This window comes from Streptomyces mayteni, assembly GCF_054783955.1.
The window spans coordinates 49,917-68,629 of record NZ_BAAGPR010000032.1; the positions used below are offsets into that span (position 1 = coordinate 49,917).

Consider the following 18,713-nt stretch of genomic DNA (forward strand, 5'->3'; position numbering starts at 1 on the left):
CGGTTGACTCAGAATCTGACTCTCCCCCGTAGGTTGCGTGGTCACGGCGCACAGCGCCCTACCGCGAGACACGAGACTGATTGGTCGGATCAGAATGCCGGTAGAGTTATACCCCTTCATAATATCTTCACACCCACCGGGCAACAATAGTGTTTTCGGTCCGAACGGCCCCTCCAGGGTCAAATTAGAGTAATGCAACCCAGAGTGACATCGACCTTGAATATGCAACCATCGGGGCCGGGGGCCGAAAACCAGAACGCGCGTGCGTATTTTCCATTGCCGTGGGTGGTACGGTCCACGCGCGAAACCGGCCGCCGCGGTGGCAGCGGCGGCCGGCACGTCGCGAACGGTCCGTCAGGCCGGCTGGCCACCACCGGTCGGCGGCAGCTGCAGCTTCACGGCGCCGAGCTGGGCCAGCAGGAAGAGGTCCTGCCGGCAGGCCCAGTGCTCGACGACCTTGCCGTCCTCGACCCGGTAGATGTGGATGTGCTCGACGTCCACCTTGTTGCCGGTCGCCTCGACGCCGAGGAAGTTGCCGACGTGAACGCCCGTGAACCGCAGTCGCAGCACCGCCTTGTCACCGTCGGCGAAGCTGTCCAGGTGCTCCCAGCTGGCGTCCTTGAACACGGTGTTCATCCAACGGGCCGTGCCCAGGTAGCCGTGGGGGCCGCCGGGCGTCCCGGGAGGGGCCTCGTAGTCGACGAACTCCGGGGCCACGAGGCGCAGCGCGACCTCCTCGTCCAGGTCGTTGAAGATCTTCCCCATCTGGTGGGCGATCTCAAGCACGCTTTCCGACATACCGTGGAACCTGCCTTCCCTGCTTAGGTGGATGGTGGTCAATCGGTGGAACACGCTCCGGCCGACCGGGGGCCGGCCGGAAGTCTCAGTTGCCGAGGCCCAGGCCGCCGCCGACCGGCAGGATCGCGCCGGTCACGTAGGAGGCCCCCTCGCTCGCCAGGAACCGCACCGCGTGGGCGACCTCCTCGGGGGTCCCGACCCGGTGCAGCGCCGTCTGGCCCAGCAGGTTCTCGCGCCTGACCGGGGTGACGTCCTTGGACATGTCGGTCTCGATCAGCCCGGGCGTCACCACGTTGACGGTGATCTTGCGGCGGCCGACCTCGCGGGCCAGCGAGCGCGCGAAGCCGATCAACCCGGCCTTGGAGGCGGCGTAGTTGGTCTGCCCCGGCGCGCCGGTCAGGCCGCTGGTCGAGGACATGAAGACGATCCGCCCCCACCGCGCCTTGATCATGTCGGGCGCCACCTCGCGGGCGACGTTGACGGCGCCCATCAGGTTGGTCTCGATGACCGAGCGGAAGTGCTCGTCGGCCATGCCGACCAGCAACTTGTCGTAGGTGATGCCGGCGTTGGACACCAGCACCTGGATCGGGCCGTGCTGCACCCGGGCCTCCGCCACCGCCCGCCGCACCGACTCGCGGTCGGTCACGTCGCAGCGCACCCCGAAGAGCCCCTCCGGCGGATCCCCGGTGCGGTGGGTGACGGCCACCTTGTCGCCCGCCTCGGCGAGCAGCCGGGCGATCGCCAGGCCGATGCCTCTGTTGCCTCCGGTCACGAGTACCGAACGACTCATCGTTCAGACCCCCTTCTCGACGATCTCGGCGAGCCGGGCGACAGCCTCGGCGGTGTCGGTGAAGTGCAGCGCCCGCCAGCCGGCCGCCTCGGCACCGGCGCAGTTGTGGGCCAGGTCGTCGACCAGGACGCACTGCTCGGGCGGCACCCCGGCCCGCTCGGCGGCCAGTGCGAACATCCCGGGCGACGGCTTGCGGTGCCCGACCTCGAAGGAGAGCAGCACGTCCTCGAACAGCTCGGCCGGGTCGACCATCCGCCGCCAGTGGGCGTCCCAGGTCGGCACCATGTTGGAGAGCATCCCGACGAACGCCCCGCCGCCGCGGGCCGCGCGCAGCGCGGCCACCCAGTCGTGGTTGGTCTCCCGGCCGTCGAACCAGATGTCGGCCAGGGTCTTCAGCCGCACCGTGACGCCGTGGTCGGTCGAGAGCACCTCGCCGATCTCCGCCAGCCACTCCGCCTCGGTGACCAGCGGGGTGTCGATCGGCAGCATGACGTCCTCGGTGCCGTACCGCGCGGTGACCTTGCGGAGCGCCTCGTTCAGCACCTCGGGCCGCACCCCGACCCGCGCGCAGAAGACGCCCATGGTGTGCGAGAGCGGCGGGGTCAGGACGCCCCCGAAGTCGCTCCAGACAGCCACACGTTCACCACTCACAGGAGACTCCCCATCGTCATCGTGACCGAGGCGATCTCGGCGCCGTTCTGCTGGAAGGTGACCGGGAGGGTGACGCGACCCTCCTCGTCGGAGGGGCCGGGGCGCGGCACCGAGAGGCGGACGGCGTCGTCCAGTTCGGCGAAGCGCGCGAAGCGCGCCTCGATGCCGACGGTGTGGGTGGTGCGCGGCGCGCCGGTGCTCAGCAGGGCCAGCTGCCTGGCGGCCTCGACCAGGGTCATGGCCGGCAGGTGGTCGTAGACGTGGTCGAACAGCGACCGGTTGCGGAAGCTGGGGGTGAACTCGGCGCTGCTGCCGGCGTCGTCCGACACCACGCCGGCGAGCACCACGTTGAGCGGGTGCACCCGGCCGACCCGTTCCGGGTCGACGAGGTGGGGGTCGTCGCCCGGCCGCCGGTCCTCGTAGTCGGAGGTGAGCGGCGCGGGCGTGCCGCGCTGCGCGCGGCGCAGCGCGTCGTTCTCCGCGTTGCGCAGGAAGAGCACGTCCATCGCGTGCTCGCCGACCTGCTCGCCGCCCACCAGGTAGCGCTGCTCCACCCGGCCCTTGCGGTAGCGGCCGGCGCGGTTGGGCTTGCCGATGTACTCGGTGTCGATCCGCAGGCTGCCGGGTCGTGGACCGATCACCAGCGCCTTCAGGTCGGTCAGGGCGAAGGTGAAGCGGTCCACGATCATCGTGGTGTCGTGGCTGAACCCGATGTGGGCGTGGGTACCGGCGATGGCGGCCTGGCGGCCGGCCTCGAGCAGCAGCAGCGCGTCGTGCGTCGCGGGCGACTGCAGGTGGTCGTTGTAGTAGGCGTGGACGAGGGGCAGTTGGACGGCCGTGCGCACGGAGCGCTCGGCCGTCGGTCGAACGTCGGTGACGAACACCTCGGAGACGGCGGCCTTGTGGACCAGGGCGCGGTCCACGGTGCTGGCGTGTCCTGGCTCGGAGGAATCTGGGTCCGGTTCCGGGTCCCCATGCGTGGTCATTACCCGTCCCTCGATTTCTCGGAAATGGTCGCCTACGAGTCTCACGGAATGTCGTCAAGCCGAGATACAGCGAGCATAAAAGCTGTCGTCAATGGCCGCTCGCCGCGGCCGGGGCTATGGGAAACGGCGCTTCGAGTAACGGCAATCCCGACCACACCCGATGGGCCGCGGGAAATCCCATGGCCACCAGGGCATTGATGAGCATGCCGTGCGCGACGAAGTAGGTGGTTTCCCCGGTGTCGGCGCTCAGCGCGATGTGTGAGTCGTCCCAGAGCTCCAGCCACCGATCCCGGATCGCCTCGCCGAGTCGCAGGTCACCGGCCGCTTCCGCGGCCGCGACCGAGACGTAGATCTGAAGTTGCATCAGCAACTTCTCGGGGTCGGTCATGAGTTCCCGATACGCCTCGGCCATGGCCCTGTGCCGTTCTTCCGCCGGCGCTCCCGCAGCCGCTTCGAGCAATGCGACGCGAATCTCCTGAAGGCATCGACTCACCGCCTCCAGAAACATGTCCTGCTTGGTGGGAAACAGCCGGAAGAGATAGGGCTGGGAAACTCCAACACGCCTGGCTATCACGGCCGTCGGGGTGCCGTGATAGCCGCCACGGGAGAACTCGGTGATCGCGGCTCTGATGACGCATTCGCGTCTTTCCGCGGCGGTCATTCTCGCCATGCGGCCTCCTTCTCCGGGCCCCGCCGGCCCGGTGCCTCGACCGTCGGCGGCTCAGAACCCGGTGCGCTGCAGCCAGAAGGTGTCGGCGGTGCCGACGCCGCCCATCAGCACGTCGACCTGGCCGCTGACCGCGTAGGCGCCCGACGGGGTGTCCGTGATGGTGGTGGGCGAGGGGAAGGCCCAGGGGTCGGTGCGACCGGTGAGGTAGGCGGTGCGCCAGCCGTCGCGGGAGGCGAGCGAGGTGACGGCGGTGTCGCCGCGCGGCATGCCGAGGTTGGCGCCGAGCTCGTTCTGGACGGCGAGCAGCGTGCCGTCGGCCCGCAGCGTGATGCCGTCCACGCCGATCAGGGACTGCGGGACCTCGACCGGGGTGACCCGCGGCCGGCCGCGCAGGGTGACCTTGAACAGCTGGCCGGTGTCGTAGCGGGTGGTGAGCAGGTAGCCGTCGGGGTGCACGGCGATGCCGTTGAGCCCGATGAACTCGGCGGCGAAGCGCTCGTCGGTCACCAGGTCGCTGACCCGGCCCCGGGTGTCGATCTGCTGGATGGTGGCGGAGACCGAGTCGGTGACGTAGACGGTGCCGGTGCGCTCGTCGTAGGCGAGGTCGTTGGCGAAGGTGTTCTCGCGGCCCTGGCCGGTGTCGATCATCTGGAGCAGCCGGCCGGTCCTGAGGTCGATGATGGCGACGCCCGAGGTGGGCGGCTGCTCGACGCCGGGCAGCATCCGGCGGACCCAGTAGTCGGTGTAGCTGACGACGATCCGGTTCCGGCGGGTGTCGACCTTGACGCCCAGGGTGGAGACGAGGCCGATGCTGGGGGTGAGTTCCTCGACGGTGCCGTCGGGGGTGACCACGGAGACGTTGCCCTGCCGCGTGGAGGTGACCAGGAAGGCCTCGCGGGTCGGGTCCCAGGCCACGCCCTCCGGGTACAGCTCGGGGGAGACCGAGGTGACGGCCTCGGCTATCTCGTCCGCCGGGCAGTGGCGACCGTGGGAGTGCCGGTCGCCGGCGGTCTGTCCGACCGCGGTGGCGGGGACCTGGAGGGCGGTCAGCAGCAGTCCCGCGGCGGACACGGCGAGCGCGGTGCGGTGGACGCGGCGGGATCTGGACGTGGTCATGGCAGAGGCTCCTCTTGGCTTGGTCGTGGTGGCTCGCGCGCCGAACCCCGTATGGCGTGGCGTGGCATGTGCTTGGCAGTGGCGGCGAGCGGTCGGCCCGAGTGACACGCGTCGACTCGGGGGCGGCAAGTGGGGCCACGTCCGGGGGGAGCCGCCGGGCGGCTGCCCCCCGGACGCGCGGGGGCGGGATGGTGGTCTGGTGGGGCTCGCCGGGTCAGCGCGACTCGGTGACCGTGAGCCCCTGCTCGGGCAGCCCGCGTTCGGCCGCCGAGCCCTCGGCCGGCGGCTCGGCCGAGCCGCCGGTGCGACGGATGAACAGGCCGAGGACGGCGCCCAGGCCGACCACGGCGACGCCGAACCACAGGGCGGGTTCGAGGCCCGCCACGAACGCCTCACCGGCGTCCTCGGGGCCGACGATGGGATGTCCGTCGAAGCCGTGGGTGAAGATGGTGGTGAGGACGGCGATGCCGAGCGCGCCGCCGAACTCGCGGACGGTGTTGTTCACGCCGGACGCCTTGTTGTGTTCGGAGTCGCGCACCGAGCCGATCACCGTGGCCGGGTTGGCGGCGAACACCATGCCCATGCCGATGCCGGCCAGGATCATCGGGGCGACCATCGCGCCGTAGGAGAGGTCCGGCTCGGCGACGAGCGCGATCCAGGCGAGCGCCACGGCCTGGAGGCCTGAACCGATCGCCTGCAGGATCCCGCCGCCGAACCGGTCCACCAGCGCGCTCACGATGGGCACGGCCACCATGGGCGCAGCCGTCCAGGGGAGAGTCCGCAGGCCGGCCTCGAGCGGGCCGTACCCCATCGGCCCCTGGAGGAACTGGGCGAGGAAGAAGATGGAGCCGAAGACGCCGAAGTACATGGTGAAGGCGACGGCGTTGCTGAGCATGAAGGCTGGGATCCGGTACATGCGGAGCGGGATCAGCGGCTCGTCGGCGCGCCGTTCCTGCACGATGTAGCCGACCAGCAGCGCCACGGCGAGGACGAGGGCGACGAGGGCGTTGGGCTCGCCCCAGCCGTGGTCGGCCGCCTGCACGATGCCCCAGACGGCGACGACGACGGCGCCGACGACCAGGACCAGGCTGGTGATGTTGAGACTGCGGTCGTCGCCGCGGCTCTCCTTGATGGCCCAGAGCGCCAGCGGGAAGGCGATCAGGCCGACCGGCACGTTGATCCAGAAGATCCAGCTCCAGTCGAGGCCCTCGGTGACCAGGCCGCCGGCCAGCGGGCCGACCGCGATGCCGATGCCGTTGACGGCACCCCAGACGCCGACCGCCATGTTGCGCTGCTCACGGCTGACGGCGGCCACGGCGAGGGTCAGCGAGACCGGCAGGATCAGTCCGGCGCCGGCGCCCTGGAGCACTCGGGCGAAGACCAGCCACCCGACGGAATCGGCCATCGCGCAGATGGCGGAGGCGACCGTGAACGAGCCGATACCCCACAGGAAGACGCGGCGCCGTCCGATGCGGTCGCCGAGCACCGCTCCGGCGAGCAACGCGCCGGAGAACGGCAGCGTGTAGCCGTTGACCACCCACTGGAGCTCGGCCTGGGTGGTGTCGAAGTCCCCGGCGATGGTGGACAGGGCGGTGGTCACGACCAGGTTGTCCAGGGACCCCATGAACATGGGGAGCGAGGCGGCCAGGAGTGCCCACAGCACCCCCGGGCTCTTGCGTGTCATTCCTGTCTCCCGTTTCTTTCTCTGAGCTGGGGTGACTTTTCTGAGCTGGGTGACTTTCCTGCGGAAGCCCTGAGCAAGAGAAACGACGGCGTCTCCTTCACCCGGCGGGAAATCACGGAAACCGCGCACAGGAAGAATCTCAGGACGGCCAAGCGGCTTGCTTTTCGACGCTTGGTGGAACCCCCGCGCGACTCCGTCGAGGCGCAGGCGGGCACGAGCATGCCGGCGTCCGGAGCGACCGCGCCCGCGGACCGGCGCCGCGGGCGGTCGGCCACCCTCAACGATCCACACTCTACACTATCGATACTGCCACTATCACCTGTCGGGACACGAACTCCGGGCCAAGAACACACCAAGAACTCCCGTCACGACGAAGGCCCCTGACGCCCCCACAGGGGTCAGGGGCCTTCGCTCACCGACGGGGCGTCAGGCCGACTCGGCCCGCGCCGTGACCCGCTGCGAGGTGTCCTCCTGGGCGATCCGGCGCAGCGCCGCCATCGCCGCGTCCCCCAGCACGGTGCCGAGCACCACGCCCTCGATCTTGCCGTCGGTGCTGCCCATCTCCCCCACGACCGCCAGCTCGGCGGCCGCCAGTTCGCTGGCCGCCGCCGCGTAGCGGTCGAGCAGCACCAGCATCTCGCCCTGGCCCAGGTCCCGGTAGGTGGTGACGATCTGAACGAGCATCGACCAACCCGGGTTCTTCTCGGCCTTGGCGGGGTTCCAGCCGTGCCGGCGGGCCAGCTCGGACACCTCGCGCTCGGCGAGCAGCCGCTCCTCGGCCGTGCCCCGCTCCGCGGTGGCCCGGCTGACGGCGAGTTGGGCGACGCCCAGCATGTCGTGCACGGTGCCGCCCGGCGTGTCCACCTCGGCCAACACCTCGCGGACGGCCGCGATCGACAGGCCGCCCACCTCGAGCATGGCGCGGATCAGCTTGAGCCGACGGACATGGGACTCGTCGTACCGCACCTGGTTCGGGCTGGTGCGCTCGCCCGCGGGAAGCATGCCTTCCCTGGCGTAGTACTTGATCGTCGGAACCGAAACTCCGGTTCGCTGCGCCAACTCTCCAATACGCATTCCCTCAGCATAAGCCACCCGCCGTTTCCTCCGTAGAGAGCGTTCTCGATCCCGCCCGCGGGAGCGCCGACCAAGGCATGTGAATTCGCCTTTATCGGGCCTGATTCACGGCCGCGAGCGCCAGCTGGCGAGGACGCTCGGCCGGCACCGCGACCGCGGTCGCCAGCAGCCCCCTGGCGACGTTCCACCGCCCGGGGAAACCCGCGGGACCGAGGCCGACCTCCTCGGGCACCGGCACCAGGATCCTGACCGAAAACGAGCTTGTGACCGGTTCGAAGAAGATCTCGGCGTCCTGGAAGCCCAGTTGGCGCCCGGTCAGCGGGAACCACGCCTTGTAGACGCTCTCCTTGGCGCTGAACAGCAACCGGTCCCAGTGGACGCCCGGCGGCAGCCGGCGCAGCGCCGCCGCCTCCGCGGCGGTCGACACCCGCGCCAGGACGCCGGCCGGCAGCGGGCGGTGCGGCACCGCGTCGACGCCGACGGCCAGCGCCTCGCGGGACAGCGCCGCCGCCCGGTACCCGGTGGTGTGGGTGATCGACCCGGTGACGCCGGGCGGCCAGCCGGGGGCGCCGCGCTCCCCCGGCAGGATCGGCGTCGGCGGCAGCCCGAGCCGGCCCATGGCCTGCCTGGCGCAGTGCCTCGCGGTGGTGAACGCGCGGCGCCGCCGGCCGGCGGCCCGCCCGATGACGGCCTCCTCCTCGGGGAGGAGCGCCGCCTCTGGCGGGTCGCCGAACGCCTCGGCGACCTCGACCCAGGGCGGCAGGATCGCTCCGAGCGGCATCGCGGTGACCTCCGGTCTAGATGGGCGTGGTGCCGTGCTTGCGCTCGGGCAGCTGCGCCTTCTTGGCGCGCAGCATGGCGAGCGACCTGATCAGCACGGCGCGGGTCTCGGCCGGGTCGATGACGTCGTCCACGAGGCCGCGCTCGGCCGCGTAGTACGGGTGCATCAACTCGGACCTGTACTCCTTGACCACCCGCGCCCTGGTGGCCTCCGGGTCGTCGGCGGCCGCGATCTCCCGGCGGAAGATCACGTTGGCCGCGCCCTCCGCGCCCATAACGGCGACCTCGTTGATCGGCCAGGCGAAGGCCAGGTCGGTGCCGATGGAGCGGGAGTCCATCACGATGTACGCGCCGCCGTACGCCTTCCGCAGGATCACCGAGATCCGCGGCACGGTGGCGTTGCAGTAGGCGTAGAGCAGCTTGGCGCCGTGCCTGATGATGCCGTTCTGCTCCTGGTCCTTGCCCGGCAGGAAGCCGGGCACGTCGACCAGGGTGATCAGCGGGATGTTGAACGCGTCGCAGAACTCGATGAAGTTGGCGGCCTTCTCGCTGGCGCGGCTGTCGAGGACCCCGGCGAACGAGTTGGGCTGGTTGGCGACCACCCCGACCGTCTGCCCGGCGAGCCTGGCGAAGCCGCACAGGATGTTGCCGGCCCACTGGGAGTGCACCTCGAAGAAGTCGCCGTGGTCCGCGATCTCCTCGATGACGGCGTGCATGTCGTAGGAGCGGCGCGGGTCGGCAGGCACCAGTTCGAGCAGCTTCTCGCCGCGCCGGTCGGGTGGGTCGTCGCTCGGCACCACCGGCGGCTTCTCCCGGTTGTTGGCCGGCAGCAGCGACAGCAGGTACCGCACCTCCTCAAGGCACTCGGTCTCGCTGTCGTGCACGAAGGAGGCCACCCCTGACATCCGGGCGTGGGTGGCGGCGCCGCCGAGCTCCTCGTGCGACACCGACTCGCCGGTCACCGCCTTCACCACGTCGGGCCCGGTGATGTACATCTGCGACATGCCGCGGACCATGAACACGAAGTCCGTGAGCGCGGGCGAGTAGGCGGCGCCGCCCGCGCAGGGGCCCAGGATCACGCTGATCTGCGGGATGACCCCTGAGGCGGCGACGTTGCGCCGGAAGATGCCGCCGTAGCCGGCCAGCGCCATGACGCCCTCCTGGATGCGCGCCCCGGCTCCGTCGCTGAGGCTGACCAGGGGGGCACCCGCGGTCTCGGCCATGTCCATGATCTTGTGGATCTTCTCCGCGTGCGACTCGCCGAGCGAGCCGCCGAAGATCCGGAAGTCATGGGCGTAGGCGAAGACCGTTCGGCCGTGCACCTGGCCCCAGCCGGTCACCACGCCGTCGGTGTAGGGGCGTTGCCGCTCCAGGCCGAAGCCGGTGGACCGGTGCCGGCGCAGCGGCTCGATCTCGGTGAAGGTGCCCTCGTCGAAGAGCAGCGCGAGCCGCTCGTCGACGGTGAGCTTGCCCTTGGCGCGTTGGTTGTCGGTGGCCCGCTGGCTGATCCCCTTGCCTTCCTCCCCCTTGATGTGGCGGAGTTCGGCTACTCGATCCCGCACGTCGGGCACCTCGGGCGTGGACAGTGCGGCGACATCTCCGGTCAACGTGCGCCCCTAGGCGTTGGTCGGGACACTGGTCCTGAGGTTCGACAGGTACGGGTACCAGACGTGGCCCGGGTCGTTCTCGACCTCCTTGATGGACTCACGCATGGCGACCAGCGCCTTGGGGCTCTCCTCGTACATGTCGCCCTGGAGCAGCTGGAGCACGTCGATCCGGAACTTGGGGTCCTGGACGAACTCGGCGAAGAGGATGTTGAGCCGGTAGTAGATCTGGATGAACTCGTACCAGTTGCGGGTGCCCATCGACTGCATGCGCTCGTACTCGGCGAACTGCGACCGGTCGAACTTGCCGTCCTTGGCGGCCGCGATGATGTCGCGGGTGGCCAGCCTGGCGGTGTTCATCGCGATGCTGACGCCGCTGGAGAAGATCGGGTCGACGAACCTGGCGGCGTCGCCGATCAGCACGTAGCGGTCACCGGCGACCTGCTCCATGGAGTAGCTGTAGTCGCCCTCGGCGCGGAACGGCCGCACCCGCTCGCACTTCTTCAGCTCCTCGGTCAGGTCGCGCCGGGTGCCGACGAACTTCCAGAAGAACTTCTCGCGGTCCGCGTTGAGCTCGGCGAACTGCTTCTTCTGGGTCACCACGCCGATGCTGGTGATGGTGTCGGTGATCGGGATCTGCCAGACCCAGGTGTCGTTCATCGGCAGGAAGTGGATCTGGATGTGGTCGACTTCCTTCGGGTCCTGGCAGAGCGCGCCCCGGTCGAGCCCGTCGAACCAGGTGTGGACGGCGTACTGGTCGAAGTGCGGGTCGCCGATCTTGATCTTCTGCTGCCGGCCGATCAGGGTCTGCCGCCCGGAGGCGTCGACCACCATCTTCGCGGTGAAGTCGGTCGACTTGGGGCCGATCCTGACGGTCACCGTGACCTGCTCGGGGTCGTCGAAGTCGACCTTGGAGACCCGGACGCCCTGGAAGACCTTCGCGCCCAGCTCCTCGGCGTGCTTCAGCAGGATCAGGTCGAACTTGCCGCGGTCGACGTGGTACGTGTAGTCACGGTCCACGCCCTCCTGGACCCGCTCGTTGAACCTGACCTCGGCGTGCCCGTCGACGGCGAAGTCCATCGAGAGCGAGGGCTGGTTCATCACGGCGTGCTTGCTCGGCGTGGTCCAGGTGGCGCCGTACTTCTTGGGGAAGTCGGCCTCCTCGATCTTCGGCATCACCCCGGTCTCGAGCAGCACCCGGGTGGTGGCCGGCACCAGGGACTCGCCGACGTGCGGCCGCGGGAACATCTCGCTCTCGAAGACGGCGACGGAGAGACCGTCCTTGGCCAGATAGGAGGCGGCGGAGGAACCCGCCGGACCGCCGCCGACGATGATCACGTCAAAGTCAGTCTTCATGACCCACCTGTTCTCGTTGGGTTATCGGATGTGGCGCGTGAGGGGTGGCGAGGGGTGACACTGGCTGAGCGGTCTCGTGGATGTGCGGTGCGGTAGCGCCCCGTAAGGGGCGCGGGGAAGTGACGCCGGCGGCTCCGCCGCGTGGGCGCGACCAGCCACCCACCGCCTGCGGGGTGGCCGCCCACGTTCCCAGCGGAGCGCTTACGTGGGGCGGCGGAGCAGGAAGCAGCCGATGCTGCCGTCGGCGCCGAGCGAGGTGACGAGGACGTGTCGCTCCGCCGGGTGCGAGCCGTCCGACCAGCGGGCGAGCACGGCGGCGGCCTGCATGGCGCCACTCGCGCTGTAGCAGTCGCCCAGCGCGTCGGAGACCCGCAGCGTCGTCGGCAGTTCGCCGAGCGCGAGCCGCAGCCCGTACTCCTCGACGGCGCGGGCGCCGTGCTGGCCGGCGGCGCCCAGCGAGACGAGGTCCACGTCGCCCGCCGTGAGGCCGCTGCGCTCCAGGAGCCGGGTCACGCTCTGGGCGAGGCCGCGGGCCGGGGTGACCCGGCGGTCGCGCGGGTCGAAGTAGCCGACCTCGGCGCCGAGCAGTTCGGCCAGCACCTTGCGGTCGCCCACCTGGGCCGGGTCCTCGGCGACCAGCATCGCGCAGCCCTCGCCGAGCACGGCGTCCTGGGTGAGCGAGCCGGACTTGTGCCAGCCCCAGGCCACCTGCGGGCTCAGCTCCTCGACGCCGCCGACGAACACCCGGCCGGCGTGGCCGAAGCGGATCGCGTTGCGCGCGTAGCGCAGCGCGGAGACGCTGGAGGCGTGGCCGTTCGCCAGGGTGGAGTTGACGCCCTGGAACGCGTTCCAGACGGCGATCTGCCCGGCGCAGGAGTTCATCACGGAGTTGGGGAACCTGGACGGCACGTAGCCGACCTCGGGGTTGAAGATCGAGTCGGCGAGCTCGTAGACGCTGCGCACGCTGCCCGTGGTGGTCCCGAGGGCCACCCCGGTCCTGGCGCGCAACGCCTCGTCGTCGTCGCCGCCCACGCTGTCGAGGGCGAGCCGGGTGGCGATCAGGCCGAAGCCGATCATCCGGTCGAGCCGGCGGGTGCCCTTGCGGCCGACGTAGTCCGCGAGCCGGATGTCGGGCACGATGCGCACCGCGAGCGGCGGGAGGACCTCGGCGTCCTCGGCGGGCGGCGTCTCGTTGGGCTTCGTCTCGCCGTCGAGCAGCGCCCGCAGGGCGGCCAGGCCGGCGCCCGCCGGGGAGACCACGCCGCATCCGGTGATGGCGACCGGGTCCAGGACCGAGGTGGTCACTTGACCCTCCCGAAGATGGTGATGGCGTTGTTGCCGCCGAAGGCGAACCCGTGGTTCTCGACGATGTTCAGGTTGGCCGGCTTGGCCACGCCCGGCACGAAGTCGATGCCGGGGCCCAGCTCGGGGTCGGTCTCGTTCAGCGTGGCGGTGGGGGGCAGGAAGCCCTCCTCCAGCGCCTTGCAGCAGATCACCGAGCCGAGGCCGCTGGCGGCCCCCATGGTGTGGCCGAGCATCGACTTGATGGAGCTGATCGGCGGCACGTCGTCGCCGAACACCGCCCGGGCCGCGGCGACTTCGGCGGCGTCGCTGGCCGGGGTGCCGGTGCCGTGGGCGCAGATGTAGTCGATCTCCTGCGCCTTGACGCCCGCCGAGGTGTGCGCCGACTGCATGCAGGCGGTGATGGTCGCGACGTCGGGCTGGGTCATGTGCTTGGCGTCGCAGTTGACGCCGTAGCCGAGCACCTCGGCGTAGATCCGGGCGCCGCGCGCGACGGCGTGCTCGAGCGGTTCGAGGAAGATGCAGACCCCGCCCTCCGCCGTGACGATGCCGGAGCGGTTGCTGTCGAAGGGCCGCAGGATCTCGGAGATGATGCCGATCAGCGAGAACCCCAGGTGGGTGTAGCGGCTGACCGAGTCGGCGCCGCCGGCCAGGAAGAAGTCGGCCTCCCCGGTGCGGACCAGGTCGTAGCCGTAGCCCAGGGTGTAGTTGCTCGCCGAGCAGGCGGTGCCGAAGGTGACGGCCTCGCCGGTGAGGCCGAGCTCGCTGTTGACGGCGCCGGCCAGCCGGTTGGCGGGCGCGCTGCCCACCGGGCCCGGGCCGAACTCCTCGCCGCCGGTCCGCGACCACTGCTCGGCGATGCCGTACATCACCCGGGGCTCGCCGCTCGCGGTGCCCATCGCCGAGCCGGCGTTGGAGGCGCGGAGCAGGTCGGGGTCGATGTGCGCGTCGCGGACGGCGAGCCGGGCGGCCGAAGCCGCGAACTGGCCGCTGCGGCCCCAGTTCTCGGGGTCGATGCGCTCCAGGATCGCGCTCGGGTCGAAGTCCTTGACCTCGCCGGCGTTGCGCTTCTCGTAGCCGCTGGCGTCGAAGCTGGTGATGGGCGATATCCCGCTGCGGCCGGCCTTGATGGACTCGGTGAAGGGCTCGACCCCGATGCCGATGCTGCTGACGACGCCGAGCCCCGTGACCACCACGCGCCGGGAGTTCGGCTCAGACATCGCTGCCTGCGCCGCTGTTCTCGGAGACCAGCTTGAGAACCATGTCCAGGTTGACCATCTCGCCGACGCGGTCGGACGGAATGACGACGCTCAGTTCGTGCTCGAAGCGCGCCACGATCGCCAGCAGCGAAAGGGAATCCGCCTCGTATTCCTCTTCGAAGTTGGCGTTCTCGGTGAGTTCTTCCGGCTCGATCTCAAGCTCTTCGGCGACGATCGAGCGGACGGCGGTGTGAAGCTGCGACACGCCCTGGGCGGCATCCTGGGTCACCGGATACTCCTCGGTCTCGGGGTTTGATGGAGCCGGTTCGAGTTAAGCGAGAAGGCGTGGCGGCACGCAACCGATGCCCCCTTAAGTTCCGGCCGTCTTCATCGAAAGTAGTAGTGGGGGGAGGGGGGGTGCGTTACCTGCGTCACACCGCCGGTGGAATTCCCTGGAAACTGACGAGAAGTGTATGCGCGTTTGACGCTGCTTTGATGTGTGGCCGGTACCAATTACCGCAGTGACGTGCCGCCTTATCTGCGAGGAGACCAGCATGGCTCGCGCCGCGGTTATCGATGCCATCGGCCACTACCTCCCGGAGGGCCGGGAGACCAACGACGAGTTGGCGCTGCGGATGGACACCAGCGACGAGTGGATCAGGACCAGGACCGGGATCACGGCCCGGGCCAGGGCGGGCGACGACGAGCCCACCTCCCGGCTCGGGGCACGGGCCGGCCGGGCCGCGCTCGCCGGGGCCACGGTCGGGGACGTCGACCTGGTGATCGTCGCCACCACCACGCCGGACATGAAGTGCCCGGCGACGGCCCCCGTGGTGGCCAGCGAGCTGGGCCTGGCCGGCGCCGGCTCGTTCGACATGAACTCGGCCTGCACCGGGTTCCTCGCCGGCCTCGGCGTGGCGTCCGGCCTGATCAGCAGGGGTGACGCCAGGTCCGTACTGCTGGTCGGGGCCGAGAAGTACTCCTCGATCATCTACCCGAACGACCGCGGCACCGCGCCGATCTTCGGGGACGGTGCCGCGGCCGTGGTGCTGCGCGCCGGTGACTCCGAGGAGCTCGGCGCCGTGGGGCGGGTGCACCTCGGCTCGGACGGCAACCTGTGGGCCCTGGCCCACGTGCGGTCCGGCGGCAGCGCCTTCCCGCGGGCCGCGGACGAGGACCCACACGACCCGTACCTCCGGATGGACGGGCGGGCCACCTACCGGCACGCGGTCGCCCGGATGACGGAGACCTGCCAGCAGGCGCTCGCCGACCGGTCGATGTCGGTCGACGACGTCGACCTGCTGGTGGCGCACCAGGCGAACGTGCGCATTCTCAACGAGGTCGCCAGGGAGCTCGGGCTGGCGTCCGAGAAGTCCCTGGTGGATCTCACCGATATCGGCAACACCGCGGCCGCCTCCATTCCGATGGCGCTGAGCCGGGCACACGCCAACGGCGTGTTGGCCGGCAAGGAAAGGATGCTGCTGACCGCGTTCGGCGCGGGTGCGAGCTGGGGGGCGACCGTTCTCCAGTGGCCGGCCGGCCTTTCTCAGGAAAATTCTCGTAATTCGGGAGACGATAACTGATGACCATCAGCTCGGGTGAGATCGTCGCGGATCTCCACGAACTTTCTGACCAGCTCGACCTCGATCTCGAGGAGGTGGAGGTAAGCGGCGCCTCGTCGCTGGAGAACGACCTGGGGATGGATTCCCTGAACCTGATGGATTTCCTGGTCTTTCTGGAGAAGAAGTACCGGGTGAAGATATCGGACGAGCACCTGAACGACGTGGAGACCATCAGCGACATCGTCCACGTGCTCAACGAGATCAGCCCGGCCGCGGCGGGCCCGACCGGCGACGCGGCCGCGTGAGCGGGCCGCGCGGGGCGGGTCCAGGCACCGAGGTGGCCGGCTTCGTCGACGACTTCCGGGCGTTCGTGGCCGGGACGCTCGCGGACGCGCCGGCGCCTGGCCCCGAGACGGTGTACGACGACGAGCACCCGCTCTGGGAGAAGTTCCGCGCCGCCGGCCTGGCCAACTGGTGGCTGCCGGCGCGGCACGGCGGGCCCGGCGTCCCGCTGCGGGTCTCCGTCGACCTGATCGCCGAACTGTCCTACCACGACCCGGGGTTCGCGTTCACCGCGATGCTGCCGATCCTGGGCTCCCGGATGCTGGAGTTCTACGGCACCGCCGAGGTGGCGGACCGGTACCTCGGCGAGATGGCCAAGGGCGGCACGTTCTGCGCGGCGCTCGGCAGCGAGGCGGCGGCCGGCAGCGAACTCGCCCTGACCGCCACCACCTTCCGGCGGGAGGGCGACCGGCTGGTGGTCGACGGCGAGAAGGCTTTCTCGACCAACCTGGCCTTCGGCCGGTTCTGTCTGGCGCTGGCCAGGAACGCCGAGGACCACCGCGACTTCTCCGTGGTCCTGGTGCCGGCGGGCACCCCGGGGTTCGAGCCCGGGCCGCGCTGGCTGATGTCCGGGCTGCACGGCACGGGCACCTACCCGGCGACCTTCACGAACTGCGTGGTGCCGGCGGCCAACGAGCTGTCGGGCAACGGACTTCGGGTTCTGGAGGTCGGTCTCAACGGCAGCCGGATCCTGATGGCCGCCATCGCGATCGGCATCGCCCGCCGGGCCCGCGACCTCTCCATGGAGTACGCGGGAAGCAAGCGCCTCGGTGGCAAGCCGCTCAGCCAGAACGCGGTCTTCGCGGCCCGGATGGGCCAGTTGGAGATGGAGTTGGAGAGCCTGAAGTCGGTGTGCTGGCGGGCCGCGGACGAGTACGACGCGCTCTACGCCCGCGAGGACGCGGCCGCCGCCTTCCACGGTCAGGGCGTGCTGAAGTCCGCCGTGATGGCCAAGATGCACTGCGGCCAGACGGGTTGGCGCATCGTCAGCGCCGTGTCCGAGGGCTTCGGCGGCCTCGGCTACACGGAGGCGCACCCGGTGCAGCGGCTGCTGCGCGACATGCGGCACATCTCCCTCGTCGAGGGTGGGGACGACGTGCTGCGGGAGCTGACCTACGGCCGCTACGTCCGACACGCCTCGCGGCGCGGGTGAGGGGGCGGAGATGACCGAGTTGCTCGCCGCCGCGCCCGTACCGCCGCTGTCGGCGCACCCGCTGCTGACGTTCCTGCTCCAGGCCGGGCTGCTGCTCGGCGCCGCCCTGCTGCTCGGCGGTCTCGCCAGGCGGCTCGGCATGCCGGCCATCGCCGGCGAGCTCACCGTCGGCATCATCCTCGGTCCCTCGCTGCTGAGCGGACTCTTCCCCGAGATGGGCGACTGGCTCTCCGTCGACCAGGTGCATCTGCTGGACGCGGTGGGGCAGTTCGGGGTGCTGATGCTGGTCGCCATCACCGGCATGCACCTCGACAGCTCGCTGCTGCGGCGCCACGGCAGGACCGCGGCCACCGTCAGCGCGGCCGGCCTGCTGCTGCCGCTCACGCTCGGCATCGGCGCCGGCGTCCTGCTGGCCGACCGGCTGCGCGAGCCGGGCTCCGAGGCCTCCGTGTTCGCGCTCTTCCTCGGCGTCGCGATGTGTGTGAGCGCGATCCCGGTGATCGCCAAGACGCTGATCGACATGAACCTCATGCACCGGAAGATCGGTCAGCTGATCATGGTGAGCGGCACCATCGACGACGCCTTCGGCTGGCTGATGCTGTCGGTGGTCTCGGCGATGGCCACCACCGGGCTGAGCGGCGGCAACGTGGCGGAGGCCGTCCTCACGCCGCTCGCGGTGTTCCTCGCCGCGCCGCTGGTGGGTCGGTTCCTGGTCCGCCCCGTGATGGCCAGGGCCCACCGCTCGGGCTACGAGGCGGCCCCGGTGGGCACCGCGGTGGTCCTGGTGCTCTTCGCGGCCGCCGGCACCCACGCGCTGGGTCTCGAGGCCATCCTCGGCGCCTTCCTGGTGGGCTGGCTGATCGGCGCGGCGCCCGGTGGCCGCCCCGGTTGGTCGCTGCCGCTGGAGTCCATGACGCTCTACGTCTTCGCCCCGCTCTTCTTCGCGACGGCGGGGCTGCGGATGGACCTGACCGCGCTGGCCGATCCCGAGATCCTGGCGATCGCGCTCGGCATCGTCGCGCTGGCGATCCTCGGCAAGTTCCTCGGCGCGGCCGTCGGCGGGCTGTCCAGCGGGCTCACCCGCTGGGAGTCCCTGGCGCTCGGCGCCGGCATGAACGCCCGCGGGGTGGTGGAGGTGATCATCGCCATGGTCGGGATGCGGCTCGGCATCCTCTCCGTGGAGGCCTACACCATCATCGTGCTGGTGGCCGTGGTCACCTCGCTGATGGCGCCGCCGCTGCTGCGGTTCGCCATGCGGCACACCGTCGAGGACTCGCCAGAGGACCTGGCCCGCTCCCGCCCGATCGGGCAGCTGCCCGACCCCGTGGGGGCGCCCGCCGAGGCGCGCGGGGGTGGCTGAGCCCGCCCCCTGAGCCCGGAGAGCCGGGAGAGCGGGAAGAGCCGGGAGAGCCGGAGAAGTAACTGTGAGCCCAACTGCCGATAGTGCAACTATCGTTAGTTGAGGTACCGTCAGGTCCCTTCCATTCCACGGGAGTTCGCATGTCCGAGATGTCGTCCTCGCTGGGCAGACGCGCCCTGCTGGTGGGCGCGGCCGCGCTGGGCGTCGGCGGGGCGAGTGCCTCGCTGGCCCGGCCCGCCGCAGCCGCCGGCCGCCCGACCACCGGCCGCCCGACCACGGGCCGGGC

The 18,713-nt window shown here is 70.4% G+C and carries 18 protein-coding genes; 4 read left to right on the forward strand and 14 right to left on the reverse strand.

The window, feature by feature from the left end; all coding sequences use genetic code 11:
• Positions 1–354 precede the first annotated feature (354 nt).
• The 14 genes from ACYVPE_RS16725 to ACYVPE_RS16790 all read right to left on the reverse strand — a co-directional run bounded on the left by ACYVPE_RS16725 (position 355) and on the right by ACYVPE_RS16790 (position 14,299).
• Positions 355–798 (reverse strand): ester cyclase, encoded by a 444-nt coding sequence (locus ACYVPE_RS16725; RefSeq protein WP_461034396.1) that lies wholly within the window; start codon positions 796–798, stop codon positions 355–357.
• A gap of 85 nt (positions 799–883) precedes the next feature.
• On the reverse strand, positions 884–1,588 hold the full coding sequence (gene fabG / locus ACYVPE_RS16730) for a 3-oxoacyl-ACP reductase FabG (protein WP_461034397.1): 705 nt from the start codon (positions 1,586–1,588) through the stop codon (positions 884–886).
• Positions 1,589–1,591: 3 nt separating this feature from the next.
• A complete protein-coding gene (locus ACYVPE_RS16735; RefSeq protein ID WP_461034398.1) occupies positions 1,592–2,224 on the reverse strand; it encodes an HAD family hydrolase in 633 nt (210 codons plus the stop codon).
• A gap of 11 nt (positions 2,225–2,235) precedes the next feature.
• Positions 2,236–3,225, reverse strand: a complete 990-nt coding sequence (locus tag ACYVPE_RS16740) for an AfsA-related hotdog domain-containing protein (protein ID WP_461034399.1) — start codon at positions 3,223–3,225, stop codon at positions 2,236–2,238.
• Between the two features lie 88 nt (positions 3,226–3,313).
• Positions 3,314–3,895: a TetR/AcrR family transcriptional regulator gene (locus ACYVPE_RS16745; RefSeq protein WP_461034400.1), complete on the reverse strand. Its 582-nt coding sequence runs from the start codon at positions 3,893–3,895 to the stop codon at positions 3,314–3,316.
• A gap of 51 nt (positions 3,896–3,946) precedes the next feature.
• Positions 3,947–5,011, reverse strand: coding sequence for an SMP-30/gluconolactonase/LRE family protein (locus tag ACYVPE_RS16750; RefSeq protein ID WP_461034401.1), 1,065 nt, complete (start codon positions 5,009–5,011; stop codon positions 3,947–3,949).
• Positions 5,012–5,225: 214 nt separating this feature from the next.
• A complete protein-coding gene (locus ACYVPE_RS16755; protein ID WP_461034402.1) occupies positions 5,226–6,695 on the reverse strand; it encodes an MFS transporter in 1,470 nt (489 codons plus the stop codon).
• Between the two features lie 426 nt (positions 6,696–7,121).
• On the reverse strand, positions 7,122–7,769 hold the full coding sequence (locus ACYVPE_RS16760) for a MerR family transcriptional regulator (RefSeq protein WP_461034403.1): 648 nt from the start codon (positions 7,767–7,769) through the stop codon (positions 7,122–7,124).
• Positions 7,770–7,860: 91 nt separating this feature from the next.
• Positions 7,861–8,550 (reverse strand): 4'-phosphopantetheinyl transferase family protein, encoded by a 690-nt coding sequence (locus tag ACYVPE_RS16765; protein ID WP_461034404.1) that lies wholly within the window; start codon positions 8,548–8,550, stop codon positions 7,861–7,863.
• Positions 8,551–8,566: 16 nt separating this feature from the next.
• Positions 8,567–10,120: an acyl-CoA carboxylase subunit beta gene (locus tag ACYVPE_RS16770; protein WP_461034413.1), complete on the reverse strand. Its 1,554-nt coding sequence runs from the start codon at positions 10,118–10,120 to the stop codon at positions 8,567–8,569.
• A 45-nt stretch (positions 10,121–10,165) separates the two neighbouring features.
• Entirely contained in the window at positions 10,166–11,509 is a 1,344-nt protein-coding gene (locus tag ACYVPE_RS16775) for an NAD(P)/FAD-dependent oxidoreductase (protein ID WP_461034405.1), read from the reverse strand.
• Between the two features lie 201 nt (positions 11,510–11,710).
• Complete coding sequence (locus ACYVPE_RS16780; protein WP_461034406.1) at positions 11,711–12,814, reverse strand: beta-ketoacyl synthase N-terminal-like domain-containing protein; 1,104 nt, start codon at positions 12,812–12,814, stop codon at positions 11,711–11,713.
• Positions 12,811–14,031, reverse strand: a complete 1,221-nt coding sequence (locus ACYVPE_RS16785; protein ID WP_461034407.1) for a beta-ketoacyl-[acyl-carrier-protein] synthase family protein — start codon at positions 14,029–14,031, stop codon at positions 12,811–12,813. The genes ACYVPE_RS16780 and ACYVPE_RS16785 overlap by 4 nt, the downstream gene beginning before the upstream one ends.
• Entirely contained in the window at positions 14,024–14,299 is a 276-nt protein-coding gene (locus tag ACYVPE_RS16790; RefSeq protein WP_165956150.1) for an acyl carrier protein, read from the reverse strand. Before ACYVPE_RS16790 ends, ACYVPE_RS16785 begins: the two co-directional genes overlap by 8 nt.
• A gap of 265 nt (positions 14,300–14,564) precedes the next feature.
• On the opposite strand from ACYVPE_RS16790, the gene ACYVPE_RS16795 reads away from it, so the two are divergent.
• The 4 genes from ACYVPE_RS16795 to ACYVPE_RS16810 are packed head-to-tail and all read left to right on the forward strand — an operon-like array spanning position 14,565 to position 18,427.
• Positions 14,565–15,593, forward strand: a complete 1,029-nt coding sequence (locus ACYVPE_RS16795) for a beta-ketoacyl-ACP synthase 3 (RefSeq protein ID WP_461034408.1) — start codon at positions 14,565–14,567, stop codon at positions 15,591–15,593.
• Positions 15,593–15,877, forward strand: a complete 285-nt coding sequence (locus ACYVPE_RS16800; RefSeq protein WP_132818862.1) for an acyl carrier protein — start codon at positions 15,593–15,595, stop codon at positions 15,875–15,877. Before ACYVPE_RS16795 ends, ACYVPE_RS16800 begins: the two co-directional genes overlap by 1 nt.
• A complete protein-coding gene (locus ACYVPE_RS16805; protein WP_461034409.1) occupies positions 15,874–17,067 on the forward strand; it encodes an acyl-CoA dehydrogenase family protein in 1,194 nt (397 codons plus the stop codon). The genes ACYVPE_RS16800 and ACYVPE_RS16805 overlap by 4 nt, the downstream gene beginning before the upstream one ends.
• Positions 17,068–17,077: 10 nt before the next feature.
• Entirely contained in the window at positions 17,078–18,427 is a 1,350-nt protein-coding gene (locus tag ACYVPE_RS16810) for a cation:proton antiporter (protein WP_461034410.1), read from the forward strand.
• The last annotated feature ends 286 nt before the right edge of the window (positions 18,428–18,713 follow it).

What these genes read in the sequence shown, in the direction of transcription:
- ACYVPE_RS16810 (WP_461034410.1), top strand. Translation starts at nt 17,078, where the DNA reads ATGACCGAGTTGCTCGCCGCCGCGCCCGTACCGCCGCTGTCGGCGCAC.
- ACYVPE_RS16795 (WP_461034408.1), top strand. Translation starts at nt 14,565, where the DNA reads ATGGCTCGCGCCGCGGTTATCGATGCCATCGGCCACTACCTCCCGGAG.
- ACYVPE_RS16765 (WP_461034404.1), bottom strand. Translation starts at nt 8,550, where the DNA reads ATGCCGCTCGGAGCGATCCTGCCGCCCTGGGTCGAGGTCGCCGAGGCG.
- ACYVPE_RS16740 (WP_461034399.1), bottom strand. Translation starts at nt 3,225, where the DNA reads ATGACCACGCATGGGGACCCGGAACCGGACCCAGATTCCTCCGAGCCA.
- ACYVPE_RS16760 (WP_461034403.1), bottom strand. Translation starts at nt 7,769, where the DNA reads ATGCGTATTGGAGAGTTGGCGCAGCGAACCGGAGTTTCGGTTCCGACG.
- ACYVPE_RS16725 (WP_461034396.1), bottom strand. Translation starts at nt 798, where the DNA reads ATGTCGGAAAGCGTGCTTGAGATCGCCCACCAGATGGGGAAGATCTTC.
- ACYVPE_RS16800 (WP_132818862.1), top strand. Translation starts at nt 15,593, where the DNA reads ATGACCATCAGCTCGGGTGAGATCGTCGCGGATCTCCACGAACTTTCT.
- ACYVPE_RS16750 (WP_461034401.1), bottom strand. Translation starts at nt 5,011, where the DNA reads ATGACCACGTCCAGATCCCGCCGCGTCCACCGCACCGCGCTCGCCGTG.
- fabG (WP_461034397.1), bottom strand. Translation starts at nt 1,588, where the DNA reads ATGAGTCGTTCGGTACTCGTGACCGGAGGCAACAGAGGCATCGGCCTG.
- ACYVPE_RS16755 (WP_461034402.1), bottom strand. Translation starts at nt 6,695, where the DNA reads ATGACACGCAAGAGCCCGGGGGTGCTGTGGGCACTCCTGGCCGCCTCG.
- ACYVPE_RS16745 (WP_461034400.1), bottom strand. Translation starts at nt 3,895, where the DNA reads ATGGCGAGAATGACCGCCGCGGAAAGACGCGAATGCGTCATCAGAGCC.
- ACYVPE_RS16785 (WP_461034407.1), bottom strand. Translation starts at nt 14,031, where the DNA reads ATGTCTGAGCCGAACTCCCGGCGCGTGGTGGTCACGGGGCTCGGCGTC.
- ACYVPE_RS16775 (WP_461034405.1), bottom strand. Translation starts at nt 11,509, where the DNA reads ATGAAGACTGACTTTGACGTGATCATCGTCGGCGGCGGTCCGGCGGGT.